Genomic DNA, 19,536 nt, shown 5'->3' with positions numbered 1-19,536 from the left:
GCGCAAGCTGCTGGTCATCCTCAACGCCAAGATGCGAGATCAACTGGCGGCTGACGCCGCCGGTTGATCAAGACAGTTGCTCTCCCTTTGGGAGGGGGTTGGGGTGAGGGTACGGCGCGAAGCTGTGCAGGGTCGAAAGGACACGAGGCTGCGCGCGTACCCTCATCCGCCCCTTCGGGGCACCTTCTCCCGCAGGGAGAAGGAAACAGCTGCAGTCGCAAGGAGAAGGAAACAGCTGCAGTAGTTAGGAATCGGCTACAACCTTTCCAATGAGAGGCACCATGGCCACACAAGGCAAGTTCCACAAGCGGCTGAGCCTGACCGACCTGACCTTCATCGGGTTGGGTTCCATCTTCGGCTCGGGGTGGTTGTTCTCGGCCAGCCACGTGTCCTCGATTGCCGGGCCGGCCGGTATCGTGTCCTGGATCGTCGGCGGTGTTGCGGTGTTGCTGCTGGGGTTGGTGTACTGCGAACTGGGCGCGGCCTTGCCGCGCGCTGGTGGAGTGGTGCGCTACCCGGAGTATTCGCATGGCGCGCTGCTGGGATCGTTGACCGGCTTCATCACCCTGATCGCGTTTTCCAGCCTGATTGCGATCGAGGTGGAAGCCGCACGGCAATATGCAGCGGCGTGGTTTCCGTGGTTGAGCCAACCGGGCAGCACCCATCCCAGCCTCTGGGGCTGGCTGGTGCAGCTGGCCTTGCTGGTGCTGTTCTTCCTGCTCAACTACTTCAGCGTCAAGACCTTCGCGTTGGCCAACAACCTGATCAGCATCTTCAAGTTCCTGGTGCCGATCCTGGTGATCGTGTTGCTGATGCAGCACTTCGATGCAGGCAACCTGAGCGTGCACGGGTTTGCGCCGTCGGGTATGGCGGGGGTTGAAGCGGCGATCTCCGCCGGCGGCATCATCTTCGCGTATCTGGGGCTGACACCGATCGTGTCGGTGGCCAGCGAGGTACGCGACCCGCAGCGCAATATTCCCATCGCGCTGATCCTGTCGGTGGCGCTGTCCACGGTGATCTATGTGCTGCTGCAGCTGGCGTTCCTGGGCAGCATTCCGGCCGCGCAACTGGCGCAGGGGTGGAACGGTATCGACAAGGCATTTTCGTTGCCATACCACGACATCGCTCTTGCCCTTGGCATGGCGTGGCTGGCAGCGCTGGTGATCTGCGACGCGATGGTCTCGCCCAGCGGCACCGGCAATATCTACATGAATGCCACGCCGCGCGTGGTGTATGGCTGGGCGCGTAGCGGAGGATTCCTGCCGGTGCTGACGCGGGTGGACCCGGCATCGGGCATTCCGCGTCCGGCGTTGTGGTTGAGCCTGGGGCTGTCGATCTTCTGGACGCTGCCGTTTCCGTCGTGGGAGACGCTGATCGGCGTGGTATCGGCGGCGCTGGTGCTGAGCTATGCGGTGGCGCCGGTGACGGTGGCCGCATTGCGTCGCAGTGCGCCGGACTTGCCGCGGCCGTTCTTCGTGCGCGGGCTGGGCGTACTGGGGCCGCTGTCGTTCATGGTGGCGGCGTTGATCGTGTACTGGTCCACCTGGCCGACGCTGTCGTGGCTGCTCGGGTTGCAGGTGCTCGCGTTCGTGCTGTATGTGCTGTATCGGCTGCCCTCGCGCGACGGGCGCGCGCGGCTGTTGCGGCAGGTGCGCGCATCGCTGTGGTGGATCGTGTTCTTCGTGCTGGTGATGGTGGTGTCGTGGGCCGGCACCTTCGGCGGGCACGGCTGGATCGCGCATCCGTTCGATACGCTGAGCGTGGCGGTGATCGCGTTGTTCATCTATCACTGGGGCGCACGCAGTGGCCTGCGTAGCGACGAACTGGCGTTGGAGGAAGACGATGGCCAATGAGGCGCGGCGTGCTGCACGGATCATGCGGGCGGCGCGTGTCGTGGCTGCAGGCATGCTATGGCTCACGGCCAATACGCAAGCGGCGCCCACGGTGGCCGATTACCAGCGCTCGCTCGGCCTGCGCGCGCACTGGAGCACGTTGACCGAAAACGTCGCCTGGCCGGCGCAATGGCAGGACGACGGGACGTTCTACTATCGCAAGACCGTGGCTGGCGGGTTCGCCTTCATTCGCGCGGACGTGGCCACGCTGCACAAGCAACCGGCTTTCGACCAGGCGCGCGTGGCGCAGGCGCTGCAGGCTGCCACCGGGACGCGCTATACGGCGTTGACGTTGCCATTCGAGCAGTTTGCGTATTCGCAGGAAGGCGGACGCGAGGACGGGGCGATCGTCTTCGCCCTCGAGGAGGTTGCGTGGTGCTGTACGTTGACCACCTACCGCTGCGCGCCCGACGAGCCTGGCCGGCAATCGCAGATGCGCCAGCGGCCGCGCGGCTTCGGCGTGGTGCGCGACCCCGACGTGGCGGCCGACACCACCCCGCGCCGCTCGCCGGATGGCCAGTGGGAGGCGCTGGCCGATGGCTGGAACCTGGTCGTGCGCCGGGTGGCCGATGGCCGGCTTGTCCAGCGCACCGACGATGGCCGCGCGGAAGACTATTTCGACCCGGAGAGCATTGCCTGGTCGCCCGATTCGCAGCAGTTGGCGGTGTACCGGGTGCGCCCGGGCACCGCACGCCGGGTGACCCGTGTGGAGGCCGCGCCGCCCGGCCGCCTGCAGCCGGTGGTGCATACCCAGCTGTATCCCAAACCGGGCGATGCGGTGGATGTGGAGCGGCCGGTGCTGCTGGCAGTGGACGGCACACGACGCGTGGTGGACAACGCCTTGTTCGCTACGCCGTATTCCTTGTCGCCGCTGCAATGGCGGGCGGATGGGCGCAGTGTGAGCTTCGACTATGTGCAGCGCGGTTTTCAGCAGATGCGCGTGATCGCGGTGGACGCCCGCAGCGGGCGTGCGCACGTCGCCGTTGGTGAAGATGCACCCACCTTCGTCTATGCCGACCGCAGCTTTCGCCATGACGTGGACGCGCATGGCGATGAGATTCTGTGGATTTCCGAGCGCGACGGCTGGCGGCATCTGTACCTGTTCGACGGCCGCAGCGGCAAGCCCAAACGCCAACTCACGCGCGGGCCATGGGTGGTGCGCGATGTAGTGAAGGTGGACGATGCGCAGCGCCGTATCTGGTTCACCGCCAGCGGCATGGACGCGGGCAAGGACCCGTATTACCGGCAGCTCTACAGCGTGGATTTCGACGGCCGCCAGCTCACCCGGCTGACCCATGCCGATGCCGATCACGATGTGGCGATTGCAGACGATGGCCGGCATTACGTCGATGTCTATTCGCGCCCGGACCTGCCGCCGGTGATGGAGCTGCATGCCGTCGATGGCCGCCTGCTGCAGCAGGTGGAGCAAGGCAACATCGACCGGCTGCTGGCGGCGGGATGGCGCGCGCCGCAGACCTTCGTCGCCAAGGGCCGCGATGGCAAGACCGATATCTGGGGCATGGTGGTGCGGCCGCGCGATTACGACCCGCGCAAGCGGTATCCGGTGATCGAGAACATCTACGCCGGCCCGCACGATTCCTTCGTTCCCAAGACGTTCTGGCCGTTCGGCTATCACTCCGGCGGCGACAAGCAGATCGGCATGCAGGCGCAGGCCGATCTGGGTTTCATCGTGGTGATGATCGATGGCATGGGCACCGCCAATCGCTCCAAGGCATTCCACGATGTGGCGTGGAAGAACCTGGGCGATTCCGGCTTTGCCGACCGCATCGCCTGGCACCGCGCGCTGGCCGCGAAAGACCCTTCGTACGACATCAGCCGGGTCGGCATCTATGGCGCCTCGGCTGGCGGGCAGAGCACGCTGGGTGCGCTGGAACGCCACCGGGAGTTCTACACGGTGGGCGTGGCGTTCGCCGGCTGCTACGACAACCGCATGGACAAGATCAGCTGGAACGAGCAGTGGATGGGCTGGCCGGTGGATGCCAGCTATGCCGATGCCTCCGGCGTGGTCAATGCGAGCAAATTGCAGGGCGACCTGCTGCTGATCGTCGGCAAGCAGGACAGCAATGTGGACCCGGCGTCCACCGCGCAGGTAGTGGACGCCTTGATCAAGGTCGGCAAGGACTTCGACCTGCTCAACGTGCCGGGCGGCGAACATTCGGTGGGCCGCTCCAGCGGCCCGATCGACTACGTGCAGCGCCGCCAGTACGACTTCTTCGTGCGCCATCTGCTCGGGCAGCCCACGCCGCACTGGAATTCATCCGCCCCGGAGGCTCGCTGATGCTGCTTGCCCGTTTATCCGCGCTGCGCCAGCGTGGCCGCGCGGTCGTCTGCCTGTGTGTGGTGTCGCTGCTGGCCATCGCGATGGCACCGGCAGCGTACGCCGAAGAGATGCCGCGCTTCGCCAGCCAGAACGGCCGCCACGCGGTCTTCGTCGACGGAGCGCCGTACACCATTCTGGCCGCCCAGCTGCACAACTCCAGCGCCTGGCCGGCGGTGTTGCCAAAGGCGCTGGACGAGGTGGTCGCGCTGCATGCCAATACCGTGGAAGCGCCGGTGTACTGGGAGCAGTTCGAACCGGTGCAGGGCCGCTTCGACACCACCAACGTGGATGCGTTGATCGCCGGCGCACGCAAGCGCGGGCTGCGCGTGGCATTGCTGTGGTTCGGCAGCTGGAAGAACGGCCAGATGCATTACGTGCCGGAGTGGATCAAGCGCGACGACACCACGTACCCGCGCATGCGCGATGCCAATGGCGAGCCGGTGGACGTGCTGTCGCCGCATGCGGCCGGCAATGTGCAGGCCGATGCGCGTGCGTTCACCGCGTTGATGCAGCACCTGCGCAAGGTCGATGGCGAGCGCCACACGGTGATCCTGGTGCAGGTGGAAAACGAGCCCGGCGCGATCGGGACGGTGCGCGACCATGGCGCGGCCGGCGAGGCGGCATTCGCGCAGCCGGTGCCCGCAGCGATCGCGCAGGCGCTGGGCAAGCCGCAGGGCAGCTGGCAACAGCTGTTCGGTGCGGAGGCGGCCGAGGCCTTCAACGCGCATGCCACCGCGGCATACATCGAGCAGGTGGCCGCCGCCGGCAAGCGCGCGTATCCGCTGCCGCTCTACGTCAACACCTGGCTGCGCTACAAGGGCAAGCGCTATCCGGGTCTGGACTATCCGTCCGGCGGCGCCACGGTGAACGTGTTCGCGCTGTGGCGCGCGGCCACGCCGTCGATCGACTTCGTCGGCACCGACATCTACACCAACGATTACAACGAATACACCAAGGTCATCGGCCAGTACGCGCGGCCGGACAACCCGGCCTGGGTGTCGGAAACCGGGTTCGAAGCGGCCACCGCGCCTTACCTGTTCCATGTGCTGGGGCAGGGCGGGGTGGGCTTCTCGATCTTCGGCATGGATGGCAATCCGGACAGCGAGGCCAATCGCGCCGCCACTGCCGCGCATGCGGCCAACTTCCAGCTGCTGGCACCACTGCAACGCGTACTGGCGCAGGCCGCCTTCGACGGCCGCTTGCAAGGCATCGCCGAGCAGCCCGGCATGCCGCAACGCACGCTGCGCTTCGGCGATTGGCAGGCCAGGGTATCGTTCGGGGCGCCGCTGTGGGGCGATGCGCCGGCGATTCTGCCCGGCAATGCGGACCACGCCGGCCGGCTGCTGGTGGCGCAGCTGGGCCCGGAGGAGTTCCTGGTCACCGGCATGGCCGCGCGCATTGAATTTTTCCGCGAGGCGGCCGATACCCGTCGTGGGCAACTGTTGCGGGTGGAGCAGGGGCGGTATGTCGACGGACGCTGGCAGGTGGACAAGCAACTCAACGGCGACCAGACCGACTACGGGCTCAACTTCGGCCGCGGCGGCCCCACCAGTCCCGAACCGGTGCTGCTGCGGGTGGGGGTCGGAACCTATTGACGGACACAGGCGCTGCGGTGACTGCGTGCCTAGGGTTGCCAGCACTCCCTTGCCGTCCGTAGTGCCTCACTCCATCGAATCCCGCATTTCCTCACTCACTTGCGTAACGGAGCCAGCATGAGCATCAGCACCATCGCCAGTTCCGGCATGCAGGCCGCCGCGCTGCGCCAGCAGGTGGCCGCCAGCAACGTGGCCCGCCACCCGGTGGAGGGCAGCCCGCGTCAGGCGGTGGCCGCCAGCACGCAGGTCAATGGCGGCGTGACCGCCAGCGTGGTGGAGGCGCCAGCCGATCCGGCCGCACCCGTCGCCGATCTGGTCGAGGGGCTGTCGGCGCGCACCGATTTCCAGGCCAACGCCACGGTGCTGCGCCGCTCCGAGCAGGCGCTGGGCAGCCTGCTCGATGTACTGGCCTGACCGGCCCGTCGCCGCTTCTTCGGCCGCGCTTACTCCGGGTCGGCCCCCAGTACCTGCTGCGCATCGACGATATCCACGCCTTGCAGTTGGCCCAGCCAGTTGTCGAACCACGGCTTGTGGCTGGCGCCGACCACCGCCAGCACGCGGGCGCCCGGTTGCTCGGCGAAGCTGGCACGCACGTTGGACACCATGCGCAGGTTACGGATCTCCCAGCCGGACACGTAGCGATACCCGTAGCGCGGCGCTGAGGCTTCGCCCAGTGCCGCGCGAAAATCCACCGCAATGGCCAGTTGCTGGCTGGCCGGCAGGTTGATTGCGCGATACAGCGCCAGCAACCTGCCCGCAGCTGCCAGCGCGTCTTCGTGCGCGCGCATTGCGGCTGCACGCGGCGCGGCCTTGTCCCAGGCGGCCTGGATCGCCTTGCCATAGGCCGACGGGTCGCCCAGGTCCACGTTGTCGCCGGTGTGGTCGTCGACCGGATACACGCGCTGCAGGCCAAGCCGGGCCGCCAGGCGGGCGGCTATCTGGTAGCTCTCGTTGGGCCGCTGCTCGGCGTTGCGCAGCCGGCCCACCAGCGCGGCATCCAGGCCATCGCCCGTCCGTTGCTCGCCAGGCGCCAGTTGCAGCCACTGCACCAGCGCCGACGACGGATCGCCCGCCGCAAGACACCACGCGGCCAGCTGGCGGCGTTGCGCAGGTGTGGGCGTGGCCGGCCAGCGACGCAGCGTGTCCCGCACCCGCGCGATGGCTGCCGGCACATCCAGCCCGGTGGCACGCAGGGCGTCGGCGGTGTCCGGGCAATAGCTCGCGCTGTCTTCGGGGAGATACACCGCCGGATGCCGCCGCATCAGGTCGCAGGTCTCGCCGGACAGGTTCTCGACGGTGATGATGGTCGGCGCGTAGGCCGCCAACCGCTCCAGCAAGGGCTGCAGGCGTGCTGCACCGATGTCGCTGCCCGCAGGCAGCTGCGACAGGTGCACGCTGCCAAGCACCAATACCTGGGTGCGCGGCGCGGCCATCTCCGCATCCAGCTGCGACAGATCCACTTGCGCCTGCGCGAGGCAGGGGGCGAGCAGCGCCAGCAGCGCCGCGCACAGCATGCGAGGCCGCAACAGCGCGTTCAGGACTGGCAAGGCCATCGGGCGCGCTGGCGTGGCGACAGACGCGCCCGATGGCGACGGTGGTGGGATCTGCATGAGCTTCCTTGTGGAGTGGTTGCGTTCGCACCGCCGCACGTGCACCCCTGCGGCAGGAAAGGTGCGGCGAGTGTGGCTGCCGCACCGCGTGGTGAGCCTGGGCGAGAAGTCATGCGGTCAATCGGCAGGGGCGACGCTGCGGTGCGCTCGGTCTTGCCGTAGCGCGGCGGTGCGCGTTGCGCCGTTGGGCACGCCCAGGCCGGTGTTGGCGTCCCGCCCGCTGGCGGCGCGACAGCCATCGTTGTCGCGGTCACGATGGCGCGTGACGCGGCCGCTCTTCCACCGCTGCGGTAGCGCCAGGCGCGGCTGCACGCAGCCGGGAGGCGTGCCGGCAAGATGGCTCACGCGGCGCGGCGGCAGTGGTGCCACCCATCACCGCCGGTTGGCCATCGATCGAGTGGTGCCGGCGTTGCTATATGCCCATTTCCGCACGCGCGCCAGACAGGCCTCACAAGACGGAGCCGGTGCCAGCGCGCAGCATGCAGGGCGGGATCACTCAAGAGCGCAACGATGGACCGGAGAACCTTCCTGCGGCAGGGCATGGCCGCTACCGCGGCAGTCGGCACCGGCGCAGTGCTTGCGGCGCAGGGCGGCGCGAACGCCACCGCCGTGCCCGCCGCGCTGGCGCAACCGAAGCTGGAGGCCTTGCCCGCCACTGCGCCTGCAGGCAGCAAGCTCTGCAGCTTCCGGCATCTGCAGCAGGACTGGACCGTCTACGAGCGTCTGGATGATCCGCAAGCTGCGCTGACCCTGCAGACCGATGCCGGTGTGCTGCGCCTGGACAAGCGCCTCGAAGCCACCTATCCGGCAGCAGGTGCGCCGTACTTCGGCCTGCCGCTGGCGCAGGTGGCCATGGCCGATGCGGACCTGCTGGCCGACCGGCTGCTGCGCGACGGCGACCCGGACGAGGCGCAGGTACGCGATGTCGCGCCGCCGCCGGCCTCCTTGCTCGATCCCAAGGACAACGGAGGGCGCTGGCCATGGACCACCTTCGTGGGTACCCGCCAAGCGTTGGACACCATGCCGATCCTGCCGAATGGCCGCAGCCGTACCGCGCGCCCGGAACACGCCTTTGCCGAGCTTGGCGAAGAGGCGCTGATCAAGCGCCGCGAAGAAGGCATGCTGGGCGGCTGGATGCCGGCGGTCCGCAAGGTGATGCGCCGCGAAAATGAGAGCGAGGCCTGGTACGACGTGCTGGTGCTTGCCGATGTGCGCGCCACCGACCGCTTCGTGGTGCAGACCTGGCACCGCACCATGCAGGTGCGCGGCGGGCAGATCGTGGCGGTGCACTACACGCACAGCTATCCCGCGTTCGGCACCGCGCGCACGGCGGCCACCGCAGAGCAGTTCTACGCGGCGCTGATCGATTTCGCCGCGTACTGGCAGCACGCGCTGGCCGGCACCGTGCAGGCGCAGCTGCCGGACCCCAGCTGGAACGACATGGCGCAGTTCGCCTTCGCGCGCGAGCTGGTGGTGCGGCCCGGCGGCGACTACCCCAAATACGGCGCGGTGGAGCGCGACTATTACGGCAACGAGTACGACGGCTTCCAGGACACCTTCACCAGCGCGCTGTACGCCAATCTGGAATGGGGCCGCTTTGAGCAGGCCGCGGCGGTACTCGACAATTATTTCGATGCGTTCGTGCAGGACGATGGCCTGCCGAACATGCGCGGGCCGGAGGTGGGGCAGTTCGGGCTGAGCCTGTCGCTGCTGGCGCGCTATCTGCGCTACACCGGCGACGCCGCGCGCCTGCGCCGGCTGTTGCCCAAGATCGCCGCCACTGCCCAGGTGTTGTGCGATCTGCACGACCAGGCGCTGGCGCTGCCGCGCACAGTGCATGGTCATGGCCTGCTGCATGGCTGGAACGAATCCGATGCCTGTTTGTTCCCCGATCCCTCGCTGTGGTGGAAGCCGTACTACGCCAACAGCGCGCTGACGATCCGCGGCTGGGAAGACATCGCCCAGGTATGGAGCACGCTGGGTGGCGATACCGCAACGGCGGCGCAGTGGCGGCGCCGCGCACGGCAGCTGCGTGCGCGGCTCCAGGCCAGCCTGCGCGCGAACGTGCGCCGCGACCTGTCGCCGCCCTACGTGGGCCCGCTGCCGGGCACCACTCTGACCTTTCGCCAATCGTTGCTGCAGGAAAAGCCCAGCGAACAGCAATGGCCGCATCGCGCCTACGCCGAACTGCTGCAGGCCGATGTGCTGTCCGACGATCTGGCCCATCTGGTCATCGACTGCCTGCGCGGCCATGGCGGTACCAGCATCGGCGTGGTGGCCAATATCGCGCCGCCGGAGCCGGGCAGCCGCGATCTGCTCGGCTTCATTTCCTACGGGTATGCGCAGCAACTGCTGCGGCTGGACCGCATCGAAGAATATCTGCTGTTCGTCTATGCGCACCGCTACCAGGTGCATACGCGCGGTAGCTGGACGGCCGGCGAGGTCAGCGGCATCACCGGCGGCATGCCGCTGTTCTGCATGCCCGCACAGATGACCATCCCCTTGCTGCTGCGCTGGATGCTGGTCAGCGAGGACAGTGCGGGCGAGCACCTGTTCCTGGCGCGCGCGCTGCCGCGTGCATGGCTGGGCAGCGGTGCACCGATCGGTATCAGCGCTGCCCCCACGCGCTGGGGCACGCTCACGCTGCGCATGCGCACCGATCTTCAACAGCGTTGCATCGAGTGCGAGGTGGAACTGCCCGAGCGCAGGCCCGAGCGCACCTGGCTGAGCCTGCGCGTTCCGGCGGGCACGCGGTTGCAGCGCGTTCTGGTCGACGGCAAGCCGGTGCGTCCGCAGGGCCCGCATGCCGACCGGGTGGCGTTGCCGGGAGCGGCGGCGCTGGTCAGGGTGCGGGCGTGGTTTGCATGACGCGCGCTCGTCGCGGCGGCAACACGCTACGTCGTTGAATACATCGGCCTCGTAACGGTGCGCAGTCGCGCAGGCATTTGCTGCGATGCTGGCCGTGCCCTCTACCTCACAAGCCGGCGCTGGATAGACCGGGCCATCACTGCGCTGGATCGACGGAACCGCTATGAAGTCCTTATCTGCTTGTACGCTGATGCCCCGCCGTCGTCACCCTGTGGGCTGGCGCGTCTGCGTTGTGCTGTTGTCGATGCTGACGAACGCCGCGTTGGCGCAGAACGCGGCACCCACCGCCGCGCAGTACACCCAGGCGATGGAACTGTCCGATCGTTACCTGTCGCTGGTCGATCATGAACCTGCCGAGCCGGTGTGGGTCGATGCGGGGCAGTTCCTGCACCGGCGCGGTGTTGCGCGTGCCAATCGGGCGCCGGCCATCGAATACCGCCTGGTGGATGCCGCCACCGGCCGCAATGCGCTGGCCTTCGATCATGCACGGCTGGCAGCAGCCTTGAGCCAAGCCGGCGCGCAAGATGTCGACGCGGCCGCACTGGCGCTGAAACAGCCAACGCTTGTGCAGCAGCGCCTGGGCTTTCAATTGGCGCGGCTGGGGTGGCAATGCGATCTGGCGCGGTATCGCTGTGCGCGTCAGCCTGACCGCGACGTGCCAGCCGAATCGATGGACATGGCGCTACCACTCAAGCAAGGCGAGCGCACTGCCAAGCCATCGCCGGACGGGCGCTGGCGCGCGTGGGTGGAGCAGGGCAACCTGGTGATTGCGCCGAAGGACGGTGGCGAACGCAGGGTTCTCAGCCGCGACGGCAGCAGCGGCGACTATTACGCCATCGACAGCGTGGAATGGTCGCCGGACTCGCAGCATCTGGCCGCCTACCGGGTCAAGGCGCCGCCGCCGCACATGGTGTATTACATCGAATCGGCGCCGGCCGATCGCGTACAGCCCAAGCTGCATCAGCAGATCTATCCAAAGCCGGGCGATGCGTTGCCGGTGATGCAGCCGGTGCTGTTCGATATCGCCACCGGTGCGGCTCATCCGGTCGCAATGACGTTGCTGCCCAATGCCTTCACGCTGACCAGTCTGCAGTGGTGGAAGGACAGCCGCGGCTTCACCTTCGAGTACAACGCGCGCGGTCATCAGCTCTATCGCGTGATCGAGGTGGATGCGCGCACGGCGGCCGCGCGCACGCTGATCGAAGAAACCTCGCCCACCTTCATCGAATACTCCGAACTCAGCGGCAGCCACGAAGACGGCGGCAAGCACGCGCGCAAGGATCTGGCCGACGGTGCGCAGATCCTGTGGGCGTCCGAGCGCAATGGCTGGGAGCATGTGTATCTGTACGATGGCCATCGCGGCGAGGTGATACGCCAGGTGACACGTGGCGACTGGGTGGTGCGCAAGCTCGACTACATCGATGAGGCGGCGGGCCAGCTGTACTTCACCGCCTCGGGCATGCAACCCGGGCAAGACCCGTATTACCGGCACGCTTACCGTATTGGCCTGGATGGCACGGGCCTGACGGCGCTGACGCCGCAGGCCGCCGATCACCAGGTGAGCTACTCGCCGGACGGCAAGTGGTTCGTGGATCTTTACTCGCGCGTGGACCTTGGCCCGGTACTGGAGCTGCGGCGCAGTGCCGATGGCGGATTGGCGCAGACCGTGGAGCGCACCGATCTGAGCCGGCTGCTCGCCAGCGGCTGGCAACCGCCGTTGCCGTTCCACAGCGTCGGGCGCGATGGCAAGACCGAGATCTGGGGGGTGATCCATCGCCCGCAACACTTCGACCCGCAGCAGCGGTATCGCACGGTCGAGTACATCTATGCCGGCCCGCAGGGATCGTTCGTGCCCAAGACGTTCAGTGCCCACGTGTTTACCCTCACGGGGATGGGATTCACGGTGGCGCAGATCGATGGCATGGGTACCAACAACCGCTCGCGCGCTTTCCACGATGTGGCTTGGCGCAACCTCAAGGATGCCGGTTTGCCCGACCGCATCGCCTGGCATAAGGCCGCTGCCGAACAGTACCCGTGGTACGACATCGTCGGCGGCATCGGCGTGTTCGGCACGTCCGCCGGTGGACAGAACGCGTTGGGTGCGTTGCTGTTCCACCCGGAGTTCTATGTGGCCGGCGTGGCCAATTCCGGTTGCCACGACAACCGCATGGACAAGATCTAGTGGAACGAGCAATGGATGGGCTGGCCGGTGGGGCCGTGGTACGCCGAATCCTCCAACGTGGAAAACGCCGCACGCCTGCAAGGCCATCTGTTGTTGATCACCGGCGACATGGATATGAACGTCGATCCGGCCAGCACGTTCCAGGTGGCAGATCGCTTGATCAAGGCCAACAAGGATTTCGACCTGCTGGTGGTGCCGGGCGGCGATCACGGCAGGCGGCGCCTGCTGGATTTTTTCATACGCTGGATGCAGCGCGCCCCAACGCCGGACTGGAACCGCAGCCCGGCAAGCACTGCACCGCAGGCAGCGGTGCCCGCCGCACCATGATGCACGGCGCGGCGCCGCGGTTGGCGTGATCGGGCCGGGCTGGCTGCCACCATCGCGCAAACACGTTAGGCCGGGCATGCAGCAGCAATCACAGCGCATGCCGATGGCCACGGGGGCGTGGCTGCGCGGATGACGGTGGATGGACCAGACCCAACTGCACTAGCGCTGCAGTGCACCCGCATGCGCGGGCCAACCATGCTGTTTTCCGCATGCGCTGTCGCCAAATGCGACAAGACGCCGCGCGTGCGCAAAGGCACATTGTGACCAACCGATGAAAGCGGATCGCATAGGGCGACACCGCTACGCAAGAACATCCATCCGACTCCGGGCAGTGCGACACGGCCCGTAGCGGCGTGCACCTGCAAGGTGCCGAACACATCCGCAGTGCGTGCGTCGCAGACGCCGTGCCGCGGCATGACCACTCTTTGGTTCCGACCGCGCTGGCGCATGCCGGCACGGACTTGTGTTGCCGATCGTTTGCCCACGTTCTCCCAGGAGCTCCGCATGCCGATGTCGCTGTTGCCTTATTCTCCAGCCCGCGCTGCCGCCACCCGCCCGATCCAGCATGTGCTCAGCAGCGCTTTGTCGGTGGTGCTGTTTGCAGGTGCGGCGGCGTCTGCGCAGGCACAACAGGCAGCAGGCGATGCAACCCAAACGCTGGACAGCGTGGTCGTCACCGGCTCGCGGTTGCGTCGTGTGGATACCGAAACCGCCAACCCGGTGGTCACGGTGAGCCAGGAACAGATCGCCGCCACCGGCAAGGCCACGGTGGGCGATCTCTTGCAGGAATTGCCATCGATCGCCGGCAATGCCACCAACCCGTACACCAATAACGGTGGCGGTACCGGCGCATCGACGGTCTCGCTGCGCGGCCTGGGCGACAAGCGCACGCTGGTGCTGGTCAACGGCATCCGCCTGGCCTACAACGACGTCAACGCGATTCCGTCCAGCATGATCGAGCGGATCGAAGTGCTCAGCGATGGCGCATCTGCGGTGTACGGCTCCGATGCCATCGGCGGCGTGGTCAACTTCATCCTGCGCACGCGCTTGGACGGCGTGCAGTTCAGCAGCGACTTCGGCACCAGCAGCGAGCGCGATGGCAACCGTCGCAACTTCGCGCTCACCACCGGCAAGACCTGGGAGCGTGGCAGTCTGATCGGTGGGCTGTCGTATCACAGCATCGACCCGGTATCGGCCGGTGCCCGTGCGTATTCCAGGGACGCGCTGGCCTTGATCGATGGCCAGCCGGTCAAGCAGGGCTCTTCCGCCACGCCTACCGGTACGGTCAATTTCAACGACGGCTCCGCGCAGTCGGCGCAACTCGCCCAGGCCAATGGCTGCAGCCGCGTCACGCTCAACAGTGGCGTCAGCGGGCGCGCCAGCCCGGACGATTTCCACTGTTACAACGCCAGCGCAGATTCGTACAACTATCAGCCCTTCAATCTGCTGCAGACCCCGCAAAGACGCACCAATGCCTTCCTGCTGGGGACGTTTCGCATCAGCGACAGCGTGGAGGGGTACCTCAACAGCTGGTTCAGTAAGACAGAGTCGGCATCGATCATCGCGCCAATCCCGATCTTCTCCAACGGCGACAACATCCTGGTGTCGTCGCAGAGCTACTACAACCCGTTCGGGCTCAACTTCGGCACCGATCGCACCACCGGCACGTCCTACAACGATCTCAACACTCGTGCCACCGTGCTGGGCAATCGCAGTTACCAGTACAACACCTACAACTTCCAGATCAGCCCCGGGTTGCGTGGCCGTTTCGGCGAAAGTTCCTGGCAGTGGGACGCCACCTTCAATTACGGCAAGGTCAAGCAGAAGACGATCAACAACGGGTTTCTCGACTACGCAACGTTCAATCAGGCGATCGGCCCCTCGTTCCTGGACAGCGATGGTGTGGTGAAATGCGGCAGCGCGGGCGCGGCGATCGCCGGCTGCACGCCGTTGAACTTCTTCAACCTCAACGACAGCGCCAATCTGGATACGCTGCAGGGCATGGTGGTCAACCCGATCGTGACCAGCGTCTATACCGTCAAGCAGTTCGAGGCCAATGCCAATGGCTCGCTGTTTGAACTGCCGGCCGGCACCGTCAGCCTGGCAACCGGCGTCTCCTATCGCAAGGAGCGCTCGACCACCGCCTCCGACCCGCTATGGACTGGCGATGAGGACGGGCTGTGCGGGGTGGTCGAGTTCTGCTCGTCCACCTTGGCCGGCAGTTTCGACGTCAAGGAGGCCTATGCCGAAGCGCTGTTCCCGCTGCTGAAGGACTTGCCCGGCATCAATGCCTTGAACATCACGTTGGGCACGCGTTTTTCCGATTTCAGCTCGGTCGGCAGCAAGACCAACAGCAAGATCTCGCTGGAATATCGCCCGGTCGAGAACCTGCTGATCCGCGGCACGGTCTCGGAGGTGTTCCGCGCACCCAATATCAACGAGTTGTACGCCGGCGTAGCCGGCGACGCCGCCACCGTCAACGACCCGTGCAATGGCTACACCGGTGGCAATACCGCGGCCTGCGCCAATGTGCCCACCGATGGCAGCTACCAGCAATCCGATGGTCAGGTGTCGGGCAAGGTGTCCGGCGCAGCGGTGGCCGGGTACCAGCTCAAGCCGGAAACCGGCAAGTCCTACGACGTGGGGCTGGTGTACGACCCACAGTGGATCGACGGCCTGTCGCTGAGCGCAGACTGGTGGCGCATCGATCTGGAAGACACCATCACCACGGTCTCCGCGCAAACGGTGCTCAACCAGTGCTACGCCAACTCGGCCAGCGCGTTTTGCGCGCTGATCCATCGCAACGGCAACGGCACCATCAACTACATTGCCGAGCCCACCGTCAACCTGGGCAAGCTCTGGGCCAAGGGCATCGACTTCAACCTGACCTACCGCTTGCCGGAGACCGCCTGGGGCAGGGTCAATGCCAGCCTCAACGGCACCTACCTCACGCGCTACGATGTGCTGCCCGACACCACCGACCCCAGCTCGGTCACCATCCACAACGTGGGACGCTACACCCAGGCCTATGGCAATTTCCCGCGCTGGCGCGGCCTGGGCACGGTGAACTGGGCATTGGGCGACTGGAGCGCCACCTGGCGTATTCGCTACGTCGGCAAGACCGACATCGGCAATGCCGATCTGGACCAGAGTCTGTCCGCCGACGCAGGCATTCCCGGCGTGGTGCGCAGGATCGGCGCGTATGTCTACAACAATCTGCAGCTGGGCTACGAAGTACAGCCCTGGCATACGCGCTTCGAGATAGGCGTGGACAATGTTGCCGACAAGCAGCCGCCGCTGTATTACTCCAATAATGTCGGCAACGCCAATACCGACGTCGCCACCTACGATTTGCTGGGACGGTTCTATTGGGCACGCGCCACGGTGAAGTTCTGAGCTGCGGGCACGCGTACGCGTACCCAGGTTCGCCTGATTGGTACGCGCACCTGCTGCGCCCCGGCATGCTGCTGCAAGGTGCGGCCCACAACCCGTCATGCGCAGCGTACAAGTGAAGGGCAGGGCCTGTGCAGTGCAGCAGTGGTCCACACCGATTCCCGATACCCGCGCGTACGCCTGGCCAACGCGCAGCAGCCTTTGCAGTCGCTGGAAGGATGGAACGGTGTGCACCGCCCATTCCGACGTCCGCGCGTCGGGCACGCTGCCGTGGCGGCCAGGGTGGGGCGGATGCCGGCCGCACTGAAGTGCGATGCACGACGTTCTGCTTCCGCCATTCCTGCCCGCATGATGCGGGCGTGCTCCGTTCCATCAGCCACTGCGAGCCCAGCCAATGACCGACGCACGCGATTTCGACGATCCCCGCCTGACAGCCGCCAGCCTGTCGCGGCGGCGCTTTCTTGCCTGGAGCAGCCTGGCGGTTGCCGCCGGTTTTTTGCGCTTTCCCGCCGATGCCGCCGCCGCCCAACCTGGCCGCATGCGCGCGGTGCCGCTGAATCAGGTGCGGTTGACACCCTCGCTGTTCCTGGACGCAGTGCAGGTCAACCGCCGTTACCTGATGCGGCTGGCGCCCGACCGGTTGCTGCACAACTTCGTGTTGTATGCGGGTCTGGACCCGAAGGCGCCGGCTTACGGCGGTTGGGAGGCGGACACCATCGCCGGCCACACGCTGGGCCACTATCTCAGTGCGTTGGCGCTGATGCATGCGCAAACCGGCGATGCGCAATGCGCCACGCGTGCCGCGTATCTGGTCAGCGAGCTGGCGCGTTGCCAGGCGCATGCCGGCGATGGCTATGTGGCTGGCTTCACCCGCAAGAACGCTGCAGGGCAGATCGAAAGCGGTCGTGCCGTGTTCGACGAACTCAAGCGGGGCAAGATTGATCCTGCGCCGTTCTATCTCAACGGCAGTTGGGCGCCGCTATACACCTGGCACAAACTGTTCGCCGGCCTGCTCGATGTGCATACGCACTGCGAGAATGCGCAGGCGCTGCAGGTGGCACTGGGCCTGGCCGGCTATCTGCAGGGCGTGTTTGCCGCGCTGGACGAAGCGCAATTGCAACGGGTGCTGTCCTGCGAGTTCGGTGGCCTCAACGAATCGTTCGTCGAACTGCATGTACGCACCGGTGATGCGCAGTGGCTGGTGCTGGCGCAGCGCCTGCACCATCGTGCCGTGCTCGATCCTCTGATTGCCCAGCGCGATGAGCTGGTCCACCAGCATTCCAATACCAACATCCCCAAGCTGATCGGCCTTGCGCGCGAGTACGAAGTCACCGCCGATGCCGCATCGGGCGCGGCGGCGCGTTTCTTCTGGCACACCGTCACCGATCATCACACCTATGTGATCGGTGGTAACGGCGACCGCGAATATTTCCAGCAACCGGACAGCATCTCCAAGTTCCTCACCGAGCAGACCTGCGAGCATTGCGCCAGCTACAACATGCTCAAGCTCACCCGCCATCTGTATCAGTGGGGGCCACAGGCGGCGTTCTTCGACTACTACGAGCGCACCTTGCTCAACCACGTGATGGCGCAGCAGCACCCACGCACCGGCATGTTCACCTACATGACACCCCTGCTGGCCGGCGAGGCGCGCGGCTGGTCCTCGCCATTCGACGACTTCTGGTGTTGTGTCGGCAGCGGCATGGAGGCGCACGCCCAGTTCGGCGACTCGATCTATTGGGAAGACGGGCAGGGCGTTTACATCAATCTGTATGTGCCCTCCACGGTGCGCGATGCGGCTGGGTTCGCGCTCAGCCTGCGCAGCACGCTGCCCGAGCAGGGCCAGGTCTCGTTGCAGGTCGATGCCGCGCCTGCCGCAGCACGCACGTTGGCGCTGCGCGTGCCTGGCTGGGCCGGAGCATTCACCTTGCAGGTCAATGGCCAGCGGCAGGACTTGCAGCCGGTGGATGGCTATCTGCGCATGGAACAGCTGTGGGCCGCTGGCGACACCGTGTCGCTGCAACTGGAGATGCCACTACGTCTGGAGCCCACCCCCGACGATCCTGCCTGGGTGGCGGTCATGCACGGCCCGTTGGTATTGGCGGCCGATCTTGGCGACGCCGCAAGACCCTGGAACAACAAAACCCCCGCGCTGATTGGCGGCGACGAGTTGCTGCAACGCCTGCAGCCGCTACCGGCACACGGCCATTACCGCTACACCGAAGGCGCGCAGCAATGGCGCCTGTCGCCGTTCTACGCCCAGTTCGACCGCCGCAGCGCCGTCTATCTGGAACATCGCGATGCTGCCGCCTGGCAGCAACGCCAGGCCGAACAGGCTGTCGGTGCGCAACGACAAAAGACACTGGACGCCAGAGCACTCGACTATGTGGCGCTGGGCGACGAAGCCTCCGAGAAAGCCCATGCCCTGACCAGCGCCAGCTCCTACACCCTCAGCTACCGTCGCCGCGCCGGCCGCGACGCCCGCACCGGCGGCTTCATCGCCTTCACCGTGCGCAATACCACGCACGCCCGCATCCTGCGCCTACGCTATTGGGGCGACGAAACCCGGCGTCGCTTCCGCCTCCTCGCCGATGGCGAGCTCATCGCCAACGAGCGCCTCGACGGCAACCGCGGCCTGTATTTCATCGATGTCGATTACCCACTACCGGCCACCGTCACAGGTCGCGCCACCCTGCAGATCCGCATCGAACCGGAGACCGGTTATTCGGCCGGGCCGGCATTTGGGTGTTGGGTGTTGGCGTCGGCGTAAGAGCTGCTAGACAGGATGAACCCTTCTGCCGTCCGACTACGAACAGGTAGGCAGCAGCACCTGATGCATTACATACTGGCCTCAATCCTTGGTCAGGGCGCGTCGTATGAATAACCAGCACGGGGGCTGCATCGTGTTGAACGCCAACTGTTGCATGCCGGCATCCGCTTGGCGGATTTAGAGCGGCTAACAAAACGTAGCGAGCGGTTGTCAGGTGGGTGCGGACGGCGCGGAGGAACCGCAGTGTACGCGTGGTACATGAGGATTCCGAGCACCGACCGCGCCCGCCTGGCGGCCGCGCAGTAGTTTTGCTAGCTGCTCTTATTCAGTGGTCCCGCGTCCCCGTACGCATCACAGGGGCTGAGCCTACGATGCGCGCACTCGATGCTGATCATTATTTGTTGGAAGTCAGTCTGAAGAAGAAACATCCGCCCCTTGGCCAGTACCCCTTTTCTCTCCCCGTTGTACGTCATCTAGGAAAGGTCTGATCAACTCACCACAGATGCGCGACACTACCGCCTCATGTAGAGGATTCATCCATGCAGCTGACGTTCGGTG

At 66.1% G+C, this 19,536-nt stretch carries 8 protein-coding genes, 1 other RNA gene and 1 pseudogene; 8 read left to right on the top strand and 2 right to left on the bottom strand.

The genetic code is table 11. The features are described from left to right. Positions 1–281: 281 nt before the first annotated feature. From XcodCFBP4690_RS21235 to XcodCFBP4690_RS21220, 4 genes are all read left to right on the top strand, one after another. Positions 282–1,853 carry an APC family permease gene (locus XcodCFBP4690_RS21235; protein WP_104544192.1) on the top strand — a complete coding sequence of 524 codons (1,572 nt, stop codon included), beginning with the start codon at positions 282–284 and terminating at the stop codon, positions 1,851–1,853. Beyond that, a complete protein-coding gene (locus XcodCFBP4690_RS21230; protein ID WP_104544190.1) occupies positions 1,843–4,191 on the top strand; it encodes a DPP IV N-terminal domain-containing protein in 2,349 nt (782 codons plus the stop codon). The genes XcodCFBP4690_RS21235 and XcodCFBP4690_RS21230 overlap by 11 nt, the downstream gene beginning before the upstream one ends. Continuing rightward, a complete protein-coding gene (locus XcodCFBP4690_RS21225; RefSeq protein WP_104544188.1) occupies positions 4,191–5,828 on the top strand; it encodes a DUF5597 domain-containing protein in 1,638 nt (545 codons plus the stop codon). Before XcodCFBP4690_RS21230 ends, XcodCFBP4690_RS21225 begins: the two co-directional genes overlap by 1 nt. A gap of 117 nt (positions 5,829–5,945) precedes the next feature. Next, complete coding sequence (locus XcodCFBP4690_RS21220; RefSeq protein WP_104544186.1) at positions 5,946–6,242, top strand: hypothetical protein; 297 nt, start codon at positions 5,946–5,948, stop codon at positions 6,240–6,242. 29 nt (positions 6,243–6,271) lie between these two features. Here XcodCFBP4690_RS21220 and XcodCFBP4690_RS21215 read toward each other — a convergent pair whose 3' ends face one another. Further along, positions 6,272–7,342 (bottom strand): DUF5694 domain-containing protein, encoded by a 1,071-nt coding sequence (locus XcodCFBP4690_RS21215; protein WP_104544184.1) that lies wholly within the window; start codon positions 7,340–7,342, stop codon positions 6,272–6,274. A gap of 606 nt (positions 7,343–7,948) precedes the next feature. Between XcodCFBP4690_RS21215 and XcodCFBP4690_RS21205 the strand changes: the two genes are divergently transcribed. The 4 genes and pseudogenes from XcodCFBP4690_RS21205 to XcodCFBP4690_RS21190 all read left to right on the top strand — a co-directional run bounded on the left by XcodCFBP4690_RS21205 (position 7,949) and on the right by XcodCFBP4690_RS21190 (position 18,978). Further along, positions 7,949–10,306: a glucosidase family protein gene (locus XcodCFBP4690_RS21205; protein ID WP_104544180.1), complete on the top strand. Its 2,358-nt coding sequence runs from the start codon at positions 7,949–7,951 to the stop codon at positions 10,304–10,306. Between the two features lie 244 nt (positions 10,307–10,550). Then, positions 10,551–12,815: pseudogene (locus XcodCFBP4690_RS21200) on the top strand (S9 family peptidase). A 504-nt stretch (positions 12,816–13,319) separates the two neighbouring features. Next, the gene (locus XcodCFBP4690_RS21195) at positions 13,320–16,211 is read left to right on the top strand and encodes a TonB-dependent receptor domain-containing protein (protein ID WP_104544178.1); all 2,892 of its coding nucleotides are present in this window, start codon (positions 13,320–13,322) and stop codon (positions 16,209–16,211) included. Positions 16,212–16,602: 391 nt separating this feature from the next. Continuing rightward, positions 16,603–18,978, top strand: coding sequence for a glycoside hydrolase family 127 protein (locus XcodCFBP4690_RS21190; protein ID WP_104544176.1), 2,376 nt, complete (start codon positions 16,603–16,605; stop codon positions 18,976–18,978). 184 nt (positions 18,979–19,162) lie between these two features. Here the strand turns inward: XcodCFBP4690_RS21190 and XcodCFBP4690_RS21185 are convergent. Next, positions 19,163–19,238: non-coding RNA, sX9 sRNA (locus XcodCFBP4690_RS21185), on the bottom strand. Between the last annotated feature and the right edge of the window lie 298 nt (positions 19,239–19,536).

Origin of the sequence: Xanthomonas codiaei (assembly GCF_002939785.1) — a bacterium.
Taxonomy (GTDB): domain Bacteria; phylum Pseudomonadota; class Gammaproteobacteria; order Xanthomonadales; family Xanthomonadaceae; genus Xanthomonas; species Xanthomonas codiaei.
Note: the sequence above shows the minus strand (reverse complement) of the source record. Positions and strands in the feature narration are given on the sequence as shown.